This window comes from Streptomyces sp. NPDC051214 (genome assembly GCF_040682375.1).
In the GTDB taxonomy this organism is placed as follows: Bacteria; Actinomycetota; Actinomycetes; order Streptomycetales; family Streptomycetaceae; genus Streptomyces.
Window position 1 is genome coordinate 156695 of sequence record NZ_JBFBAT010000006.1, and the last position, 17199, is coordinate 173893.

Below are 17199 nucleotides of genomic sequence, written 5' to 3' on the forward strand. Positions count from 1 at the left end.
GTCAATACCCGGGACGCCTTGTCTCGGTCATTGAGACCGCTTCACCGGGCCTGGCGGTGAGCTGCGGTGACGCGGTGCAGATGGATGAGGATGTCGTGCGAGGGCGCGAGCCGGATCTGGTGCGGGCCGTCCGGGAACGCCGTGCCGATGCTCTTGGTCAGGCGGCTCTTGCCCAGCCACTTCCGGGCGGTCGCGGGGGCGGTCCGCAGGTCCAGGAAGTAGTCGTCGTGCCGCACCTTGTCGAGCGTGTGCTCGTTCATCCCGCGCGTGGCGGCGCCCACGGAGCGCGGCTTCCACACCTCGGACTCCGCGCTCTGCGCCATGAGCGAGCCCCGGTCGAAGGTGAACCCGATGCTGACGTAGCGCTCGCCGAGCCGGTCGCGCAGGAAGGCACCCTGCATCTTCGGATAGCGGGGGTCGTAACTCTCGTACCCCACATGGGCGTTGTGCGCGGACAGGAGCACCTTGTCGCCGGTCTGCCGCTGCCACCACGCGGTGTTCCGCGCCATGAGCCGGTCGCGGTAGAGCATGCCGTCCTTGATGCCCTCGGGAGTGTCGAAGGGGAAGGCGTAGATCGTGGCGGTCTGCGAGACGGACCGGGCGTGCTGCAGGGCCAGGACGAACGCGCGGTCAGGGGAGGCGGGTCGCAGTTCCTTCAGCAGGTCCTGCGCCTCCCGTGCCTTCCCGGCCAGTTCCTTCCGCTCCTTCAGCGGCCTGCCCATGTACGTGTCCCCGTCCGCTAGCCGGCGGATCGGCGCGTACAGCTCGGTGATCCTGGGCAGCAGACCGGGCTTGTGGGCGCGGACGTAGTCCTCCACGCCGTCGAACAACTCACGGCCGAGCTCCGGGTAGTTGAGGTCGTTGCCCATGAAGCGCACCTGGCGGTGCGGGTGCTTGTCGTTGTAGTCGCGCATCCAGGTCAGGAGCTCGACGTACTCCTCGGTGTCCCAGGGCGTCTTCGCCAGCTCCTTGTGCACCAGCTCGCGTACGTCTCCCTCGCCCCCGCGCACGTACGCGTCGAAACGCAGGCCCGTGGTCCAGCTGACCTCCTGAGAGAAGGTGGTGAACCCCTTCTCCTCCACGAGATAGCGGAAGACCCGGTCCTTCATGGTGAAGAACTCGTGCGAACCATGTGTGGCCTCACCCAGGCCCACCACCGAAGCGTCACCCACCATCCGGCCCATCGGCCGCAGGTCCTTCGTGGAACCGCCCGGATCGGTCGAGCGCAGGGGATGGGCCGCGCGCTCGATCGCCGGGACCGGATCGGTGGACGCCGGCGCCGCTGTCGCCCGAGGGACGACGAGCACCCCCAGGCCGAGCGTGCCGGCCACCACCAGGGGGACGGTGCGTCGTGCTGTCCGGGCCATGTGGACCTCCTCAACTCGGTTGTACGGAGCTGAAGATCACGATCCCGGTCCGCCCGGCGGCACACCAGCCAGGAGGCACCCGCTGCCGGGGTGGGGCCTGCCCCACCCCCGCCCCCCGCTACTTGTAGCGCAGATACTTCTTCCGCACGGCACGGAACCGCGTGAGATCGTCCTGCCAGCCGCCCACCACCTCATCCGTGTCCGCGCCCGCGTCGATCATGGTGCGGACCCGCGTGGTGCCGGTCAGCTTGTCGATCCAGTTGTCGGGGCGCCAGGCGAAACCGCTCCACGTCTTCTTGGCGGTCACCAGAAGGGCGATACCCGTGCGCACCGGGTCGAACGACTCCCGGTCGTGCACATGGAGCTGCACGCCGCCGATCGTCTTGCCCTGGAACTTGGAGAACGTCGGCGCGAAATAGGCCTCTCGGAAGTCCACGCCGCGCAGCCCGGCGTCGTTCGCGGCGGCCGCCCACTTCCGGTCGATGCCCTCGGCGCCCAGCAGCTCGAAGGGGCGGGTCGTGCCGCGCCCCTCGGAGAGGTTCGTGCCCTCGAAGAGGCAGGTGCCGCTGTAGACCAGGGCGGTCTCGGGCGTGGGCATGTTCGGGCTCGGCGGCACCCACGGGAGCTCGGAGGCGTCGTAGAAGTCCGAGCGCTTCCAGCCCGTCATCCGTACGGTCTCCAGCTCGACCGGCCGCTCCAGGAACTCGCCGTTGAACAGCAGCGCCAGCTCCGTCACCGTCATCCCGTGCGCCTGCGCTATCGGCTGCCGGCCGACGAACGTGGCGAACTCCTTGTGCAGCACGGGACCCTGCGCGGCGCGTCCCGTCACCGGGTTCGGCCGGTCGAGGACGACGAACCGTTTCCCCGCGAGCTCGGCCGACTCCATGCAGTCGAAGAGCGTCCAGATGTACGTGTAGAAGCGCGCCCCCACGTCCTGGATGTCGAAGACGATCGTGTCGACGCCGGACGCCGTGAAGATGTCGGCGAGGGCCTTGCCGCTCTTCTGGTACGTGTCATAGACCGGAAGCCCGGTGGCCGGGTCGTCGTACCGGCCCTCGGAACCGCCCGCCTGAGCCGTCCCGCGGAAGCCGTGCTCGGGGCCGAAGACCGCGACCAGGTTCACGCGCTCGTCGGCGTGCATGACGTCGACGATGTGCCGCACGTCCCTGGTCACGCCGGTCGGATTGGTGACGACGCCGACCCGCTCACCGTCCAGGAGCGCGTAGCCGTCGGCGGCCAGGCGGTCGAAGCCGGTGCGCAGCCGCCGGCCGCCGCCCGATCCGCCCCCGCCTCCCGCGGCGGCCGCCGGGGCCGCCGATGTCAGGGCCGTGGCGGTGCCGGCGGCCAGCAGGCCCCGTCTGGAGAAGTCGCGGCGGGACAGGTTCATGCAGAGACCTCCGTGTGCGCGGTGGCTGTCATGGCCACGCACGCTAGCGCGCGCACCGCGGCCGGGGAACGAACCTGGCTGCCCGACCCTCTTCCATCCGAACATACCGACTGGTTAGTCTGCGATCACAGCGGAGCCGCAGTCGAAGGAGACTGATCGTGGAGACCCTGCAGGACAAGGGAGTTGTCGTCACCGGTGCCGGAGGCGGGATCGGGGCCGCGCTGGCCCGCCGGTTCGCCGCCGCCGGGGCGCGCGTCGTGGTCAACGACCTGGACGCCGCCAAGGCCAAGGCGGTGGCCGACGAGATCGGCGCCGTCTCCGTCCCGGGCGACGCGTCCTTGATCGTGCCGGAGGCGAGAGAAGCGCTCAGCGGCACCGTGGACGTGTACTGCGCCAACGCGGGCCTCGGCTCCGGCGGCTCGGAGGCCGCGCCCGAGGAGGTCTGGGCCACGGCCTGGGACGTCAACGTCATGGCCCACGTACGCGCGGCCCACGCTCTGCTGCCCGAGTGGCTCGAGCGCGGCAGCGGCCGCTTCGTCTCCACCGTCTCGGCGGCGGGGCTGCTCACCATGATCGGCGCCGCGCCCTACAGCGTCACCAAGCATGGCGCCTACGCCTTCGCCGAGTGGCTCTCGCTGACCTACCGCCACCGCGGGATCGACGTCCACGCGATCTGCCCCCAGGGCGTGCGCACCGACATGCTCGCCGCCACCGGCACCGCGGGCGACCTCGTGCTCACCCCGACCGCGATCGAGCCGTCCGACGTCGCGGACGCGCTCTTCGCCGGGATGGAGGAGGGCCGCTTCCTGATCCTGCCGCACCCCGAGGTCGCCGAGTACTACCGCATCCGCGCCGCCGAACCGGACAAGTGGCTCACCGGCATGAACCACATCCAGCAGAAGTGGGAGGCGACGGACCGGTGAGCGACTCCACCACGACCGGCTCCCGCACAGCCTCCGGTGCGTCCATATACGCCGCCAAGCCCTGGCTCGGCCGCCTCAGCGAGGCCCAGCGCGGCCCGGTCGAACCCGCCGCGTCCGTCGTGCACGCCTTCCGCGCCGCGGTGCTGAGGGCCCCCGAGCACACGGCCCTCGCCTACTTCGACGGGCGTCTGAGCTACCGCGAGGTCGACGCCCTCACCGACTCCGTCGCCGGGCACCTGGCCGCGCGCGGGGTGGCGCAGGGCGACCGGGTGGCGATCCTCCTGCAGAACACCCCGCACTTCGTGATCGCGCTGCTCGGCGCGTGGAAGGCGGGCGCCACGGTCGTGCCGGTGAACCCCATGTACAAGTCGGCGGAGGTCGCGCACGTCCTCGCGGACGCCGACGTGACGGCGCTGATCTGCTCGGACCGCGCGTGGGAGACGTATCTGCGCGAGACGGCCGCCGCCTCGCCCGTGCGCGTCGTGCTCACCGCCTGCCAGCTCGACCTGCAGACCCGCGACGACACCCGCGTCCTGGACTTCGAGCGGCTCCCGCAGGCCGCCGACGCCGACGACCTGCTGACCGTCGCCCGGCAGGGACTCCCGGCCCCCGGCGACCGGCAGCTGGGCCCCGCCGACATCGCCCTGATCAGCTACACGTCGGGCACCAGCGGTCAGCCCAAGGGCGCCATGAACACCCACGGCAACATCACCTACAACGCCGAGCGGCAGCGCACGGGCTCCGGCATCCCCGAAGGCGCCTGCTACTTCGCGATGGCGCCGCTCTTCCACATCACCGGCATGGTCGCGCAGGTCGCCGCCTGCCTGACCAACGCGGGCACCCTCGCGCTCGCGTACCGCTTCGAGGCCGGGGTCGTCCTCGACGCCTTCGCCGAGCACAAGCCGGCCTACACCGTGGGCCCCTCCACGGCCTTCATGGCGCTCGCCGCCCACCCCGCCGCGACACGGGAGCACTTCGACTCGTTCGTGATGATCTCCTCGGGCGGCGCGCCGCTGCCGCCCGCCCTGGTGGAGAAGTTCCGCGCGGGCTTCGGCCCCTACATCCACAACGGCTACGGTCTCACCGAGTGCACCGCGCCCTGCGCCTCCGTGCCGCCGGGCCAGGAGGCGCCGGTCGACCCGGTCTCCGGCACCCTCGCGGTCGGCGTCCCCGGCCCCGAGACGGTCGTCAGGATCGTCGACGACCACGGCGCGGACGTCCCCTTCGGGGAACAGGGCGAGATCACCGTGCGCGGCCCGCAGGTCGTGCCCGGCTACTGGAAGCGCCCCGCGGCCACGGACGAGGCGTTCCCCGACGGCGAACTGCGCACCGGCGACATCGGCTTCATGGACGAGCAGGGCTGGCTCTACGTGGTCGACCGCAAGAAGGACATGATCAACGCCTCCGGTTTCAAGGTATGGCCGCGCGAGGTGGAGGACGTCCTCTACAGTCACGCAGCCGTCCGTGAGGCGGCGGTCATCGGCGTCCCGGACAGCTACCGCGGCGAGACGGTCAAGGCCTTCGTCAGCCTGCGCCCGCAGGCCGACGTCGCGCCGGACGACCTGGCGGCGTACTGCAAGGAACGGCTCGCGGCGTACAAGTACCCCCGCGCGGTCGAGATCCTGCCGGAGCTGCCGAAGACCACAAGTGGGAAGATCCTCCGGCGGGAACTGCGTTCCCGCAACGACACGGGCTCTCGGCACGACGAGAGCTGAATACCCCGAAAGGCAGGTGGCGGCAGTGGCCAGGACGACGGACGGTGACGGCACGCCCGTCCCTCAGCGGCTGCTCGCCGCCGCCACGCGGCTCTTCGCCGACCGCGGCTACGACCGCACATCGGTGCAGGAGATCGTGGAGTCGGCAGGCGTCACCAAGGGCGCGCTCTACCACTACTTCGGCTCGAAGGACGACCTCCTGCACGAGGTGTACGCGCGGGTGCTGCGCGTCCAGCAGGAGCGTCTCGACGCCTACGCGGACGCGGACGCGCCCATCGAGCAGCGGGTGCGGGACGCGGCGGCGGACGTGGTCGTCACGACGATCGACAACCTCGACGACGCCTCGATCTTCTTCCGCTCCATGCACCATCTGAGCCCGGAGAAGAACAAGCAGGTGCGCTCCGAGCGCCGCCGCTATCACGAGCGGTTCCGCGCGCTGATCGAGGAGGGCCAGGACGCCGGCGTCTTCTCCAAGGCGACCCCCGCGGACCTGGTGGTGGACTACCACTTCGGCTCGGTCCACCACCTGTCCACCTGGTACCGCCCGAACGGCCCGCTGACCCCGCAGCAGGTCGCCGACCACCTGGCGGACCTGCTGCTGAGGGCGCTGCGGCCGTAGCGGTACCTACAGGTACTTCTTCAGCTCGCGTCGGGCCAGCGACCGCTGGTGCACCTCGTCCGGACCGTCGGCCAACCGCAGGGTCCTCGCCGAGGCCCACAGCTCGGCGAGCGGGAAGTCCTGGCTGACACCCCCCGCGCCGTGCAGCTGGACCGCCTGGTCGAGGATGTCGACGACCGTGCGCGGGGTGGCGATCTTGATGGACTGGATCTCCGTGTGCGCGCCCTTGTTGCCCACGGTGTCCATCAGCCACGCGGTCTTCAGGACGAGAAGGCGCAGCTGCTCCACCGCGACCCGGGCGTCCGCGATCCACTCCTGGACCACGCCCTGCTGGGCGAGCGGCTTGCCGAAGGCCGTACGCGCCACCGCACGCTGACACATCAGCTCGATGGCCCGCTCCGCCATGCCGATCAGGCGCATGCAGTGGTGGATGCGGCCGGGACCGAGCCGCGCCTGGGCGATGGCGAAGCCGCCGCCCTCCTCGCCGATCAGGTTGCTCACGGGGACGCGGGCCCCGTCGAAGACGACCTCGGCGTGCCCGCCGTGGGAGTGGTCCTCGTAGCCGTACACCTGCATGGCGCGCCGTACCTCGACGCCGGGGGTGTGGCGCGGGACGAGGACCATGGACTGCTGGCGGCGGGGGTCGGAGCCCTCGGGGTTCGTCTTGCCCATCAGGATGAAGATCTGGCAGTCCGGGTTCATCGCCCCGGAGATGTACCACTTGCGCCCGGTGATGACGTATTCGTCGCCGTCGCGCTCGATGAGCGTGGTGATGTTCGTGGCGTCGGACGAGGCGACCTCGGGCTCGGTCATCGCGAACGCCGAGCGGATCTCGCCCGCGAGCAGGGGCTCGAGCCACTGCTTCTTCTGCTCGTCGTTGCCGAACTGGGCGAGGACCTCCATGTTGCCGGTGTCCGGGGCCGCGCAGTTCAGCGCGGTGGGCGCCAGGTGCGGGGAGCGGCCGGTGATCTCGGCGAGGGGGGCGTACTGGAGGTTGGTGAGCCCGGCGCCGTGCTCGGCGTCCGGCAAGAAGAGGTTCCACAGGCCCTGCTTGCGGGCCTCGGCCTTCAGCTCGCCGACGATCGCCGGGGTGTCCCAGGGGGAGGCGAGCTGGGCGCGCTGCTCATCGGCGACCTTCTCCGCGGGGTAGACGTGCTCGTCCATGAAGGTGAGGAGCCGGTCGCGCAGCTCTTCGGTGCGGGCGTCGAATGCGAAGTCCATGGCTGTCTCAGCCTTCCTGTCGTCCCTGGAGGGTGGTGAGGCCGTGCTCGATGAAGACGGGGACCAGCTCCCCGATGCGGTCGAAGCCCGCGCCGACCGTCTGGCCGAGCGTGTACCGGTAGTGGATGCCCTCCAGGATCACGGCGAGCTTGAACCACGCGAACGCCGTGTACCAGGAGACCGCTGAGACGTCGCGCCCCGAGCGCGCGGCGTACCGCTCGATCAGCTCGGCGGCCTGCGGGTGGCCCGGTGCGCCGGCCGTGGTGCTGATGGGGGAGTCGGGCAGCTCGAGGCGGGTGCTGTACATGACCAGCAGGCCCAGGTCGGTGAGCGGATCGCCGAGGGTGGACATCTCCCAGTCGAGGATCGCCTTGATCTGGTCGTCCTCGCCGATCAGGACGTTGTCGAGCCGGTAGTCGCCGTGCACGACCGTGGGCGCGGGGGAGACGGGCAGCTGCCGCCCCAGGGCGGCGTGCAGCTCGTCGATCCCCGCCAGGTCGCGGTTGCGCGAGGCGTCGAGCTGCTTGCCCCAGCGGCGCAGCTGGCGGTCGAGGAAGCCGTCGGGCCGTCCGAAGTCACCGAGCCCGATCGCTTCCGGGGCCACGGAGTGCAGGTCGACGAGGGTGTCGACGAGCCCCAGGACCGCCGCGCGGGTGCGCTCGGCGCCCAGCGGCGCGAGCTCCTCGGCGGTGCGGTACGGCGTGCCGTCCACGAAGTCCATGACGTAGAAGGGCGCCCCGAGCACGTCGGCGTCCTCGCAGAGCAGCACGGGCGCCGGCACCGGAACCTCGGTCCCGCGGTGCAGGGCGCTGATCACCCGGTGCTCGCGCTTCATGTCGTGCGCGGTCGCGAGGACGTGCCCGAGCGGTGGCCGCCGTACGACCCAGCGCGCGCGGCCGTCCGTCACGGCGTACGTCAGGTTCGACCGGCCGCCCTCGATCAGCCGGGCGGTGAGCGGACCGCCCACGAGGCCCGGCCGCTCGCGGTCCAGATGGCCGCGCAACTGGTCGAGGTCGAGGCCTGGTGGATGGTCTGAGCTCATCTTCGCTCCTGGTCGGACGGTCGTCGTCTGGATGCCGCGGCGCTGACGCGCGGCGTCGCGCTGACGTTCATGATGCCGACCAGTCGGTATGTAGTCCAGAGCGCAGGGGGAACGTGATCAGGATCGCGGCGGACGAAAGCCTCCGGACAGGCCGATCCCCCGCCACAGACTGCCAGTCGGCGCCCGTGCGGGGGAAGTCGGCGGAGGCGGTTCCTCGGTGCGGCCCCCGGGCCTCAGTGATCGTCCCAGTGGCCGTCGTGCGCCGCGTGCCGGTGGCCGTCGTGCACGTAGTCCACGTGGTCGCCGTGCAGCACCGAGCTGTGCCCGCAGCCCTCGCCGTGCCGGTGGTCGTGCCCCTCGTGCACGGAGTGCTCGTCCGGCTCGCACTCGTCCCAGTGGCCGGAGTGCAGGCGGTGCATGTGGCCGTCGTGCGCGTAGTCGACGTGGTCGCCGTGCGGCACCTCGGGGTGGCCGCAGGCCGGGCCGTGGACATGCTCGTGGACGGGGTGTTCGTGGTGGAGCGTGGTCATGGCGCCTACACCTTCTGTGGGAGGGGGTGACCCTCTCAGGCTAGTACTCAATGCCCCTTTGATGGGGATATGGAAGCCTCGTTGATGTTTCCGTCACCCCGCGAAGGCGCTCCCAGGAAGCCGACCCCATGAAGGCGATCAGCTACCGCCGGTACGGCGGCCCCGAAGTCCTCGAGTACGGCGATGTGCGCGACCCCAAGGTCGGCCCCGACTCCGTCCTCGTGAAAGTCCGCGCCGCGTCGGTGAACCCCGTCGACTGGAAGTGCATGGCCGGGCACCTCGACGGCATCCTCGACCCCGTCTTCCCGGTGATCCCCGGCTGGGACGTCGCGGGCGTCGTGGTGCAGCCGGGCGCCTCCGTCCCGGAGTACGTGGTGGGGGACGAGGTCATCGGCTACGTACGCGAGGACTTCCTCTCCCGCGGCACCTTCGCCGAGTACGTGGCGGCCCCCGTGCGCACCCTGGCCCGCAAACCGCGCAACCTCACCTTCGAGGAGGCCGCGGGCCTGCCGCTCACCGGGCTCACCGCCTATCAGGTGATCGTCAAGACGCTCGCGGTGACGGAGGGGGACGTCGTCCTCGTGCACGCGGCGGCAGGCGGCGTCGGTTCGGTCGCCGTCCAGCTGGCCCGGCACGCGGGCGCCCGCGTCATCGGCACCGCGAGCGAGCACAACCACGACTACCTGCGGGAACTCGGCGCGGAGCCGGTCACCTACGGCGACGGTCTGGCCGACCGCGTGCGGGCCCTGGCCCCGGACGGGGTGGACGCGGCCTTCGACACGGTCGGCGGCGACACCCTCAAGGTGTCCGCCGAACTCCTCGCGCCCGACGGCCGCCTCGCGTCGATCGCGGACGGCGCGGTCATCGGACTCGGCGGCCACTACTGCTTCGTACGGCCGGACGCGGAGGATCTCCGGCGCCTCACGCAGCTCGTGGAGCAGGACGTCGTCACGGTCCACGTCTCCGAGACGTTCCCGCTGGAGCGGGCGGCGGACGCGTACCGCCTGAACGCGGAGGGCCGTACCCGCGGCAAGATCGTCGTCACGGTGGACTGGAGGGCGGAGGACGGGCCCTCCGAGCACTGAGGACCGGATGTCCGGTGGGCCGCTCAGAACACCATGGCCGTCGCGCACGCCGCCAGTGCCATCGTGCACAGCGCGGCCGTCGCCGCGGCCCGCGCCAGAAGCCGCGGCGGCCTGCTGCTCGCGGCGAGTTCGGTCATCCTGCGGTGCGCCACGACCAGGAATCCGAGCCACAGGAGCAGGCAGAGCGCGCAGGCGACGACGGCCACCGCAGTGGTGCCCTCCTGAAGGGCGGCGCGGGCGGCGAGGACCGCCGCGACGGTGCAGGACAAGGTCGTACGCCGCCAGGCGAGCCGGGTGCGCTCCGGCTGCAGCCCCGGATCGCGCTCGGGAACCGCCGTCTCGCCCCGGTCGCTCACCCTTCCCACCCGAAGAGCACGACGACGACCATGGCGAGCGCCACGACCGCGACGGCCAGGCTCAGGACGGTCGGGAAGCGCGAGACGGGCAGATCGTCGCCGCGCCGCATCGCCCGTTCACAGCGCACCCAGTGGTTGACCGCGCGCAGCGAGCTGAGCACGCCCGCGGCGAGCAGGGCGAGAGCGAGCCCGATGCGCCACCCCCAGCGCAGGTCCGGCAGGAACTGGTCCACCGCGAAACCGCCGCCGATGAGGGCGAGGGCGGTGCGCAGCCAGGCGAGGAAGGTGCGCTCGTTGGCGAGCGAGAAGCGGTAGTCGGGGGTGTCGCCCTCGTCGCGGATCCGCTCGGGCGCGAACCACAGACGCAGGCTTTGTACGAAGTTGCTCACTTGCCGACCCTAGCTGGCGCGATGTTCCCGCAGCCGCTCGTACGCCGCGAGCCCGTCCGGCACCCAGTCCCACTCGCCGAGCCGCTCCTGGAGCTCCGCGTCGCTGAGGAAGGCGTGCCAGGCGACCTCCTCGGCCTGCGGGTCCACCGGCAGGTCGCAGCGCACCTCGTAGAGGTACGAGAACCAGCTGTGCCCCGCGCCGTCCTCGTACAGGAACTTGAACAGCGGTGTGGGCCGCGGCAGTCCGTGGACGCCGAGTTCCTCCTCCGCCTCGCGCAGGGCGGCGTCGTCGTAGGACTCGCCGGCCCCGACGACACCGCCGACGAACATGTCGTACATCGAGGGGAAGACCAACTTGACCGGCGTGCGGCGGTGCACGAACACGCGGCCATCGGCGTCCCGCGCCTGGACGAACACGCAACGGTGGCGCAGGCCGCGCGCGTACACCTCACCGCGCGGGGCCTCGCCGACGACCTCGTCGTTCTCGTCGACGATGGACAGGATCTCTTCGGCGGGATCGGGCACGGACCGGTTGTTCGACGTCATGGCGACCATCCAACCCCACCCCGCCGGTCGTCCGCCCTCACTGCCCCATGACGTACTTGACGGTGGGGCCCGCGGTCCAGCCGCCGTCGACGGCGAGCTCGGCGCCACTCACGTACGAGGCGGCGTCGGAGAGCAGGAAGACCATGGCGCCCGCGATCTCGTGCGGCTCGCCGACCCGGCCCATCGGCGTGTTGGGGTACTTGCCCTCGCCCCTCTCGATGCCCACCTGCGCGGTCATCGGGGTGTACGTCATGCCGGGGTGGACGGAGTTGACGCGGATGCGGGCGGTGCCGAGCTCCACGGCGCCGATCTTGGTGAGGCCGCGGACGCCCCACTTGGACGCGCCGTAACCGGCGGTGAGGGCCAGGCCCATGAGTCCGGCCGCCGACGAGATGTTGACGATGGAGCCGCCGCCGGCCTCCTTCATGGCCGGGACGACGCTCTTCATGCCGATGAAGACGCCGGTGAGGTTGATGTCGAGGACCTTGCGGAAGTGCTCGACCGACTCCGACTCCAGGAACTGGCCCGTGGAGATGCCGGCGTTGTTGACCAGGCCGTGCACGCCGCCGAACTCGCCGACCGCGAGGGCCACGACGCGCTGCCAGTCCTCCTCCGAGGTCACGTCGTGGTGCGCGAAGCGGGCGCGTTCGCCGAGCTCGGCGGCGGTGACCTCGCCCTCCTTGTCGAGCACGTCGGTCAGGACGACGTTCGCACCGGCGGCGACCGCCTGGCGCGCGGCCTCGGCGCCGAGGCCGCGGGCGGCTCCGGTGATGACGACGGTCTTGCCGGTCAGGTCGTGCGCTTCGCTCATGGTTCTCTCCGCGGGACGGGGGCCCGGAGCAGGGCCGTGGTGGTCTCGACGAGGTCCGCGAGGAAGAGCGGTTCGTCGGTCAGGGGGGTGGTGCCGGCCAGGTACTGGCCCGCGCGGTCGGCCATGGCGGCGCCGATCAGGGTGAGCGCGAGGTCGAGCCGCTCAAGGCGCAGCGGCTCGGGAAGGTCGGTCAGGCAGTCCTCCGCGCGGCCGATCAGGTCCCAGTAGACGGTGCCGTCGAGGGTCGGGTGCGGGGTGCGGGTACGGACGCCGCTCTCGTGGCTGAGCTGGGCCGAGACGCGCAGACAGCGGCGGCCGCGCTCCGAGCGGAGCTCGGTCGCCTCCGCGCGCACCAGGGCCGTGAGCAGCCCGCGGAGTCCGTCCGCGGCCTGCTTCAGCTCGGCGGTGAGCATCTTCTCCGTACGGGTCTGGCGCTCGGCCATCACGGCGTCCAGGAGGCCCGCGCGGCTGCCGAAGTGGTACTGCACGGCGGAGGGGTTGCTCTGGCCCGCGAGCCGCACGACGTCCCGCAGTTGCGCGCCGTGCACCCCTTGCGCGGCGAACACCTCCTCGCCCGCACGGATCAGCTTCTCGCGGGTCTCGGGTCCTGACGTCCTGGCCATGAGGGCATTGTAATGCTGGCCATTATTAAAAGCGAGGCGCTGTTCCAGGAGCCAGACGGTTGACGCCGCTCACGTGGTTACTCAGGATCTGACTCATCAGTAAGCCCCTGCTTAGGAGGAACCCCCGGATGGCCTACGACGCAGACGTCATCGTGATCGGCGCGGGCCTCGCCGGTCTCGCCGCCACCGCGGAACTCGTCGACGCGGGCCGCCGGGTCATCCTCGTCGACCAGGAGCCCGAGCAGTCGCTCGGCGGCCAGGCGCACTGGTCCTTCGGCGGGCTCTTCTTCGTCGACTCCCCGGAGCAGCGCAGGCTCCGCATCAAGGACTCCCGCGCCCTGGCCCTCCAGGACTGGATGGGCACGGCCGCCTTCGACCGCCCCGAGGACCACTGGCCCCGCAAATGGGCCGAGGCGTACGTCGACTTCGCCGCGGGCGAGAAGCGGCCCTGGCTGTACGGGCAGGGCGTGCGGTTCTTCCCCGTGGTGGGCTGGGCCGAGCGCGGCGGCTATGACGCGCAGGGGCACGGCAACTCCGTGCCGCGCTTCCACATCACCTGGGGCACGGGTCCCGGCCTCGTCGCCCCCTTCGAGCGCCGGGTGCGCGAGGGCGTCGCCCGCGGCCTCGTCCAGCTCAAGTTCCGCCACCGGGTCTCGGCCCTGTCCCGCAGCGCGGGCAGCGTCGACACCGTGAGCGGCGAGGTTCTCGAACCCTCCGACGCCGAGCGCGGCACGGCCAGCAGCCGTGAGGTCACCGGCTCCTTCGAGTTCAGGGCCCAGGCGGTGATCGTCACCTCCGGCGGCATCGGCGGCAACCACGACCTCGTGCGCGCCAACTGGCCCGAGCGCCTCGGCACCCCGCCGGAGCGGATGGTCTCCGGCGTACCCGCGCACGTCGACGGCCGGATGCTCGGCATCACCGAGGACGCGGGCGCGCGGCTCATCAACCGCGACCGCATGTGGCACTACACCGAGGGCATCCAGAACTGGAACCCCATCTGGGACAACCACGGCATCCGCATCCTGCCGGGCCCCTCCTCGCTCTGGCTCGACGCGCGCGGCGACCGCCTGCCCGTGCCGCTCTTCCCCGGCTTCGACACCCTCGGCACGCTCGAACACATCATGAAGTCCGGGTACGAATACACCTGGTTCGTGCTCAACCAGCGCATCATCGGCAAGGAGTTCACGCTCAGCGGCTCCGAACAGAACCCCGACCTCACCGGCAAGTCCGTGCGCGGCGTCATCGACCGGGCGCGCGCCGATGTGGCGGCACCGGTGAAGGCGTTCATGGACAACGGCGCCGACTTCGTCGTGGAGAAGGACCTCTCCTCCCTGGTGCGCGGCATGAACGCGCTCACCAAGGAACCCCTCATCGACGAGGCCGCGCTGCGCCGCACCATCACCGCGCGCGACCGCGAGATCGCCAACCCCTTCACCAAGGACCTCCAGGTCACCGCGATCCACGGCGCCCGCAAGTTCCTCGGCGACCGGCTCATCAGGGCCGCCGCCCCGCACCGCATCCTCGACCCCAAGGCGGGCCCGCTCGTCGCGGTGCGGCTCAACATCCTCACCCGCAAGACCCTCGGCGGCCTGGAGACCGACCTGTCCTCGCGCGTCCTGGCCCAGGGCGGCGAACCGCTGCCCGGTGTGTACGCGGCAGGAGAGGCGGCCGGTTTCGGCGGCGGGGGAGTGCACGGCTACCGCTCGCTCGAAGGCACGTTCCTCGGTGGCTGCCTCTTCTCGGGGCGCACCGCGGGCCGGGCGGCGGCCAAGTCGGTTGGCTGATCGCCGCGTTCGTCGCGCCGTGGCTTGATCGTCGCCGCTTGTCCGAATCGTGTCCTGTCGGTCAACACCGCAGGTCGGGGGTGAAGTCTGAGGATTCTGAAACGAGTTGGTGAAGGGGCCCGGGTAAGGCAGACCTTGACTGGAGGGCTGCCTACCGCTTTGCTGTGCGTGATCATCCGTACGCGAGCCGCGCCGGGGAGGAAGTCCCGCGGTGTCACCACCCCCACCCCCCTTGGGCCGTTCCCGCAAGCGAGCGGCCTACGCCTTCGACCCCGCACTCGACGACACCGAACTCGTGGACGCCCGCACCGCCTTGGCGCAGGGCCGCTGGACCGAGGTCCGGGCACTGCTCGCTGCCACCGGCGACGACTGGGACCGCAGGGGCCACCGGTTCGACGTACTCGCGCAGGAGCACACCACCACCGCCTGGGCCCGTGACTGGCGGCTCGCCGAGCCGGAGAGCACCGATGTCCGCGTGCTGCTCGCCTATGCCTCCGTGCACCTGGCGCTGCGTGGCAAGGGGCGCTCCGAGAAGGCGCGGGACGCCTGCCGTGAAGTGGCCGCGCTGCTGCCGGCCGACCCCACGCCGTGGCTCGCGCTGCTCACCCTGGAGCGTTCCCTCGGCCGTGAGGAGGACGTCGTCCGGCTCTTCGACGAGGTCCGCCACCGGCATCCCGAGCACCACCACGCCCACCACCTGATGGTGGCCAGGCTCGCCGAACGGCGCCCCGCCGCGGGCCAGGACCCGCTGCACGAGGTGTACGACTTCGCCGCCTGGGCGGCCGAACAGGCGCCCGAGGACTCGCCGTTGGCGGTCCTGCCGGTCATCGCGCACGCCGAGCGCTACCGCGTGCTCGCCGCCGCGGGCAGCGAGCCCGTGAACCCGGCGGCCTCCGAGCACTGGACGGGACGCCGGGCCCGGCAGGTCATGAAGGCCGCCTTCGACTGGTGGCTGGAGTGGCAGATGCCCACGACCGGGGCCCATCCGCGCGGCCTCGTCGACCTCAACTTCCTCGCCCACGCCAAGTTCTGCGAGGGCCGGGCGGCCGAGGCGGCCGCCCTCTTCCACCGCATCGGGCGGCACGCGACCCGAGCCCCCTGGTCGTACCCGGACCGGGACCCGTACAAGGCGTTCACCGCCGCGCGCGGCGCCGCGCTCGGCTCCGCCTGACCCACCGCACCAACCGGCCCACCCGAAAGGACAACCGCGCCATGGCGACGGGCAGTTCGAGCAGCACGAGCGACACGCGACCCGCGAGCAAAGCCGCCGACGGCAGCGGGATCAGCACGTACAAGGGTCAGGAGACGGCCCTGCGCGCCGGCCGGCTCAGCACGGCGGGCCTCCTGCTGTCCGTGCTCGCGGCGACCGGACCGCTCATGGTCGTCGCCGGTGTCATGCCCACCACATACGGCGTGATGGGCGTGGTCGGACAGCCGCTGCTCTTCCTCATCCTCGGCGTCGTCCTCGGCCTGTTCAGCTTCGGGTACGCCGAGATGAGCCGCCACGTCCACAACGCGGGCGCGTTCTACGCGTACATATCGAGGGGCCTGGGAGGCACCGCGGGCGCGGGCGCCTCGCTGGTCGCGCTCGTCGCCTACAGCGTCCTGCAGGCGGGGCTCTACGGCCTCCTCGGCTTCGAGGTGTCCGGGCTGCTCCACACCTACTTCGACGTCGAAGTGGCCTGGTGGATACCGGCACTTGTCACCGTGGCCGTCGTCGCCGTGCTCGCCTGGCTGAAGATCGACCTGAACGCGCGCGTCCTCGGCGTGCTGCTGCTCATCGAGGTGGCGCTCGTCGTCATCTTCGACATCGCGGCCATCGCGGACCCGGCCAAGGAAGGCCTGTCCCTGCACGCGTTCAACTTCGACACCCTCACGGGCGCGGGCGTCGCCACCTCGCTCTGCTTCTGCATCGCCGCCTTCACCGGCTTCGAGCAGGCCCCCGTGTACGCGGAGGAGACCGACCGCCCGCAGGTCGTCGTCGCCCGCGTGATGTTCTTCGCGGTGGGCTTCGTCGCGATCTTCTTCGCGATCAGCTCCTGGGCGCTCTCGGTCGCCGCGGGCCCCTCCGGCATCGTCTCCGCCGCGCAGGAACAGAGCGCGGGGCTGCTCTTCGGGCTCACCGAGTCCCGGCTCGGCGGCACCTTCACCGACGTACTCCACGTCCTGTTCGTGACGGGCATGTTCGCGGCGATCCTCTCCTTCCACAACGTGGTCGCGCGGTACGCCTTCGCCATGGGCCGCGAGGGTCTGCTGCCCGCCGCGTTCGGCAGGACCAACACCTCCACCGGCGCCCCCGGCACCGGCTCGCTGCTCCAGACGGTCATCTCCGTGCTGATCGTCGTGGCCTTCGCGGTCACCGACGACGGCCCGTTCGGCGACCCGACCGCCCCGGTCCTGCACCTGTTCACCTGGGGCGGCAACATCGGTGCCCTCGGCGTCATCCTCCTGATGGCCACGGCGTCCGTCGCGGTCATCGTCTTCTTCGTGCGACGCGGCGCCGCGCGCGCCCAGGCCTGGCGCATCACCGCGTCCGCGCTCGCCGCGGCCGGCCTGCTCGTCATCGCCGGTTACACCGTCAAGGACTTCGACGTCCTGGTCGGCGCGGACTCCGGCTCGGCACTCAGCTGGGTGCTGCCCGGCATCATCCTGCTCGCCGCCCTCATCGGCGTGGCCTACGGCCTGTTCCTGCGCTCGGCCAAGCCGGAGGCGCACGCCCGGATCGGCCTGGGCAACGAGGCGTTCCAGCTGGAGAAGGCGGCGAAGACACCGGGCGAGTAGGGGCCCGCCGAATGTGACGG

At 71.3% G+C, this 17199-nt stretch carries 17 protein-coding genes; 7 read left to right on the forward strand and 10 right to left on the reverse strand.

What is annotated here, in order from left to right; all coding sequences use genetic code 11:
* Positions 1 to 41: 41 nt before the first annotated feature.
* Together AB0M70_RS17285 and AB0M70_RS17290 are read right to left on the reverse strand one after the other, a co-directional pair.
* Positions 42 to 1367, reverse strand: a complete 1326-nt coding sequence (locus tag AB0M70_RS17285) for an erythromycin esterase family protein (protein ID WP_365820818.1) — start codon at positions 1365 to 1367, stop codon at positions 42 to 44.
* A gap of 118 nt (positions 1368 to 1485) precedes the next feature.
* A complete protein-coding gene (locus AB0M70_RS17290) occupies positions 1486 to 2754 on the reverse strand; it encodes a DUF1343 domain-containing protein (protein WP_365820819.1) in 1269 nt (422 codons plus the stop codon).
* Positions 2755 to 2909: 155 nt separating this feature from the next.
* Here AB0M70_RS17290 and AB0M70_RS17295 point away from each other — a divergent pair, with 155 nt between their 5' ends.
* Genes AB0M70_RS17295 through AB0M70_RS17305 form a run of 3 tightly spaced genes read left to right on the forward strand, consistent with a single transcriptional unit; the run spans position 2910 to position 6011 of the window.
* Positions 2910 to 3677, forward strand: coding sequence for an SDR family NAD(P)-dependent oxidoreductase (locus AB0M70_RS17295; protein ID WP_365821134.1), 768 nt, complete (start codon positions 2910 to 2912; stop codon positions 3675 to 3677).
* Complete coding sequence (locus AB0M70_RS17300) at positions 3674 to 5392, forward strand: AMP-binding protein (RefSeq protein ID WP_365820820.1); 1719 nt, start codon at positions 3674 to 3676, stop codon at positions 5390 to 5392. The genes AB0M70_RS17295 and AB0M70_RS17300 overlap by 4 nt, the downstream gene beginning before the upstream one ends.
* A gap of 25 nt (positions 5393 to 5417) precedes the next feature.
* Entirely contained in the window at positions 5418 to 6011 is a 594-nt protein-coding gene (locus tag AB0M70_RS17305) for a TetR/AcrR family transcriptional regulator (protein ID WP_365820821.1), read from the forward strand.
* Positions 6012 to 6017: 6 nt separating this feature from the next.
* Here the strand turns inward: AB0M70_RS17305 and AB0M70_RS17310 are convergent, their stop codons facing one another.
* The 3 genes from AB0M70_RS17310 to AB0M70_RS17320 form a co-directional block, all read right to left on the reverse strand.
* Positions 6018 to 7232, reverse strand: coding sequence for an acyl-CoA dehydrogenase family protein (locus AB0M70_RS17310; RefSeq protein ID WP_365820822.1), 1215 nt, complete (start codon positions 7230 to 7232; stop codon positions 6018 to 6020).
* Between the two features lie 7 nt (positions 7233 to 7239).
* Entirely contained in the window at positions 7240 to 8274 is a 1035-nt protein-coding gene (locus AB0M70_RS17315; RefSeq protein WP_365820823.1) for a phosphotransferase family protein, read from the reverse strand.
* Positions 8275 to 8507: 233 nt separating this feature from the next.
* Positions 8508 to 8804 (reverse strand): hypothetical protein, encoded by a 297-nt coding sequence (locus tag AB0M70_RS17320; RefSeq protein ID WP_363312015.1) that lies wholly within the window; start codon positions 8802 to 8804, stop codon positions 8508 to 8510.
* 128 nt (positions 8805 to 8932) lie between these two features.
* On the opposite strand from AB0M70_RS17320, the gene AB0M70_RS17325 reads away from it, so the two are divergent.
* Positions 8933 to 9889 (forward strand): NADP-dependent oxidoreductase, encoded by a 957-nt coding sequence (locus AB0M70_RS17325; protein ID WP_365820824.1) that lies wholly within the window; start codon positions 8933 to 8935, stop codon positions 9887 to 9889.
* 23 nt (positions 9890 to 9912) lie between these two features.
* On the opposite strand, the gene AB0M70_RS17330 is transcribed toward AB0M70_RS17325, so the two are convergent.
* From AB0M70_RS17330 to AB0M70_RS17350, 5 genes are read right to left on the reverse strand one after another with little or no spacing between them, the layout of a single operon-like run.
* A complete protein-coding gene (locus AB0M70_RS17330; RefSeq protein WP_365820825.1) occupies positions 9913 to 10245 on the reverse strand; it encodes a DUF202 domain-containing protein in 333 nt (110 codons plus the stop codon).
* The gene (locus AB0M70_RS17335; RefSeq protein WP_361052801.1) at positions 10242 to 10634 is read right to left on the reverse strand and encodes a DUF202 domain-containing protein; all 393 of its coding nucleotides are present in this window, start codon (positions 10632 to 10634) and stop codon (positions 10242 to 10244) included. The genes AB0M70_RS17330 and AB0M70_RS17335 overlap by 4 nt, the downstream gene beginning before the upstream one ends.
* 9 nt (positions 10635 to 10643) lie before the next feature.
* Positions 10644 to 11180, reverse strand: coding sequence for an NUDIX domain-containing protein (locus AB0M70_RS17340; protein ID WP_365820826.1), 537 nt, complete (start codon positions 11178 to 11180; stop codon positions 10644 to 10646).
* Positions 11181 to 11217: 37 nt separating this feature from the next.
* Positions 11218 to 11991, reverse strand: coding sequence for a glucose 1-dehydrogenase (locus tag AB0M70_RS17345; RefSeq protein WP_365820827.1), 774 nt, complete (start codon positions 11989 to 11991; stop codon positions 11218 to 11220).
* The gene (locus AB0M70_RS17350; protein WP_365820828.1) at positions 11988 to 12614 is read right to left on the reverse strand and encodes a TetR family transcriptional regulator; all 627 of its coding nucleotides are present in this window, start codon (positions 12612 to 12614) and stop codon (positions 11988 to 11990) included. The genes AB0M70_RS17345 and AB0M70_RS17350 overlap by 4 nt, the downstream gene beginning before the upstream one ends.
* A 128-nt stretch (positions 12615 to 12742) precedes the next feature.
* Here AB0M70_RS17350 and AB0M70_RS17355 point away from each other — a divergent pair, with 128 nt between their 5' ends.
* The 3 genes from AB0M70_RS17355 to AB0M70_RS17365 all read left to right on the forward strand — a co-directional run bounded on the left by AB0M70_RS17355 (position 12743) and on the right by AB0M70_RS17365 (position 17179).
* On the forward strand, positions 12743 to 14398 hold the full coding sequence (locus tag AB0M70_RS17355; protein WP_365820829.1) for an FAD-binding dehydrogenase: 1656 nt from the start codon (positions 12743 to 12745) through the stop codon (positions 14396 to 14398).
* 211 nt (positions 14399 to 14609) lie between these two features.
* The gene (locus AB0M70_RS17360) at positions 14610 to 15569 is read left to right on the forward strand and encodes a hypothetical protein (protein ID WP_365820830.1); all 960 of its coding nucleotides are present in this window, start codon (positions 14610 to 14612) and stop codon (positions 15567 to 15569) included.
* A 41-nt stretch (positions 15570 to 15610) separates the two neighbouring features.
* Entirely contained in the window at positions 15611 to 17179 is a 1569-nt protein-coding gene (locus tag AB0M70_RS17365; protein ID WP_365820831.1) for an APC family permease, read from the forward strand.
* Positions 17180 to 17199: the final 20 nt, after the last annotated feature.

Bases quoted from the DNA above. Each gene is read 5' to 3' on its own strand.
- AB0M70_RS17320 (WP_363312015.1), bottom strand. From the start codon at position 8,804: ATGACCACGCTCCACCACGAACACCCCGTCCACGAGCATGTCCACGGC.
- AB0M70_RS17355 (WP_365820829.1), top strand. From the start codon at position 12,743: ATGGCCTACGACGCAGACGTCATCGTGATCGGCGCGGGCCTCGCCGGT.
- AB0M70_RS17290 (WP_365820819.1), bottom strand. From the start codon at position 2,754: ATGAACCTGTCCCGCCGCGACTTCTCCAGACGGGGCCTGCTGGCCGCC.
- AB0M70_RS17340 (WP_365820826.1), bottom strand. From the start codon at position 11,180: ATGACGTCGAACAACCGGTCCGTGCCCGATCCCGCCGAAGAGATCCTG.
- AB0M70_RS17310 (WP_365820822.1), bottom strand. From the start codon at position 7,232: ATGGACTTCGCATTCGACGCCCGCACCGAAGAGCTGCGCGACCGGCTC.
- AB0M70_RS17365 (WP_365820831.1), top strand. From the start codon at position 15,611: ATGGCGACGGGCAGTTCGAGCAGCACGAGCGACACGCGACCCGCGAGC.
- AB0M70_RS17345 (WP_365820827.1), bottom strand. From the start codon at position 11,991: ATGAGCGAAGCGCACGACCTGACCGGCAAGACCGTCGTCATCACCGGA.
- AB0M70_RS17325 (WP_365820824.1), top strand. From the start codon at position 8,933: ATGAAGGCGATCAGCTACCGCCGGTACGGCGGCCCCGAAGTCCTCGAG.
- AB0M70_RS17315 (WP_365820823.1), bottom strand. From the start codon at position 8,274: ATGAGCTCAGACCATCCACCAGGCCTCGACCTCGACCAGTTGCGCGGC.
- AB0M70_RS17350 (WP_365820828.1), bottom strand. From the start codon at position 12,614: ATGGCCAGGACGTCAGGACCCGAGACCCGCGAGAAGCTGATCCGTGCG.
- AB0M70_RS17285 (WP_365820818.1), bottom strand. From the start codon at position 1,367: ATGGCCCGGACAGCACGACGCACCGTCCCCCTGGTGGTGGCCGGCACG.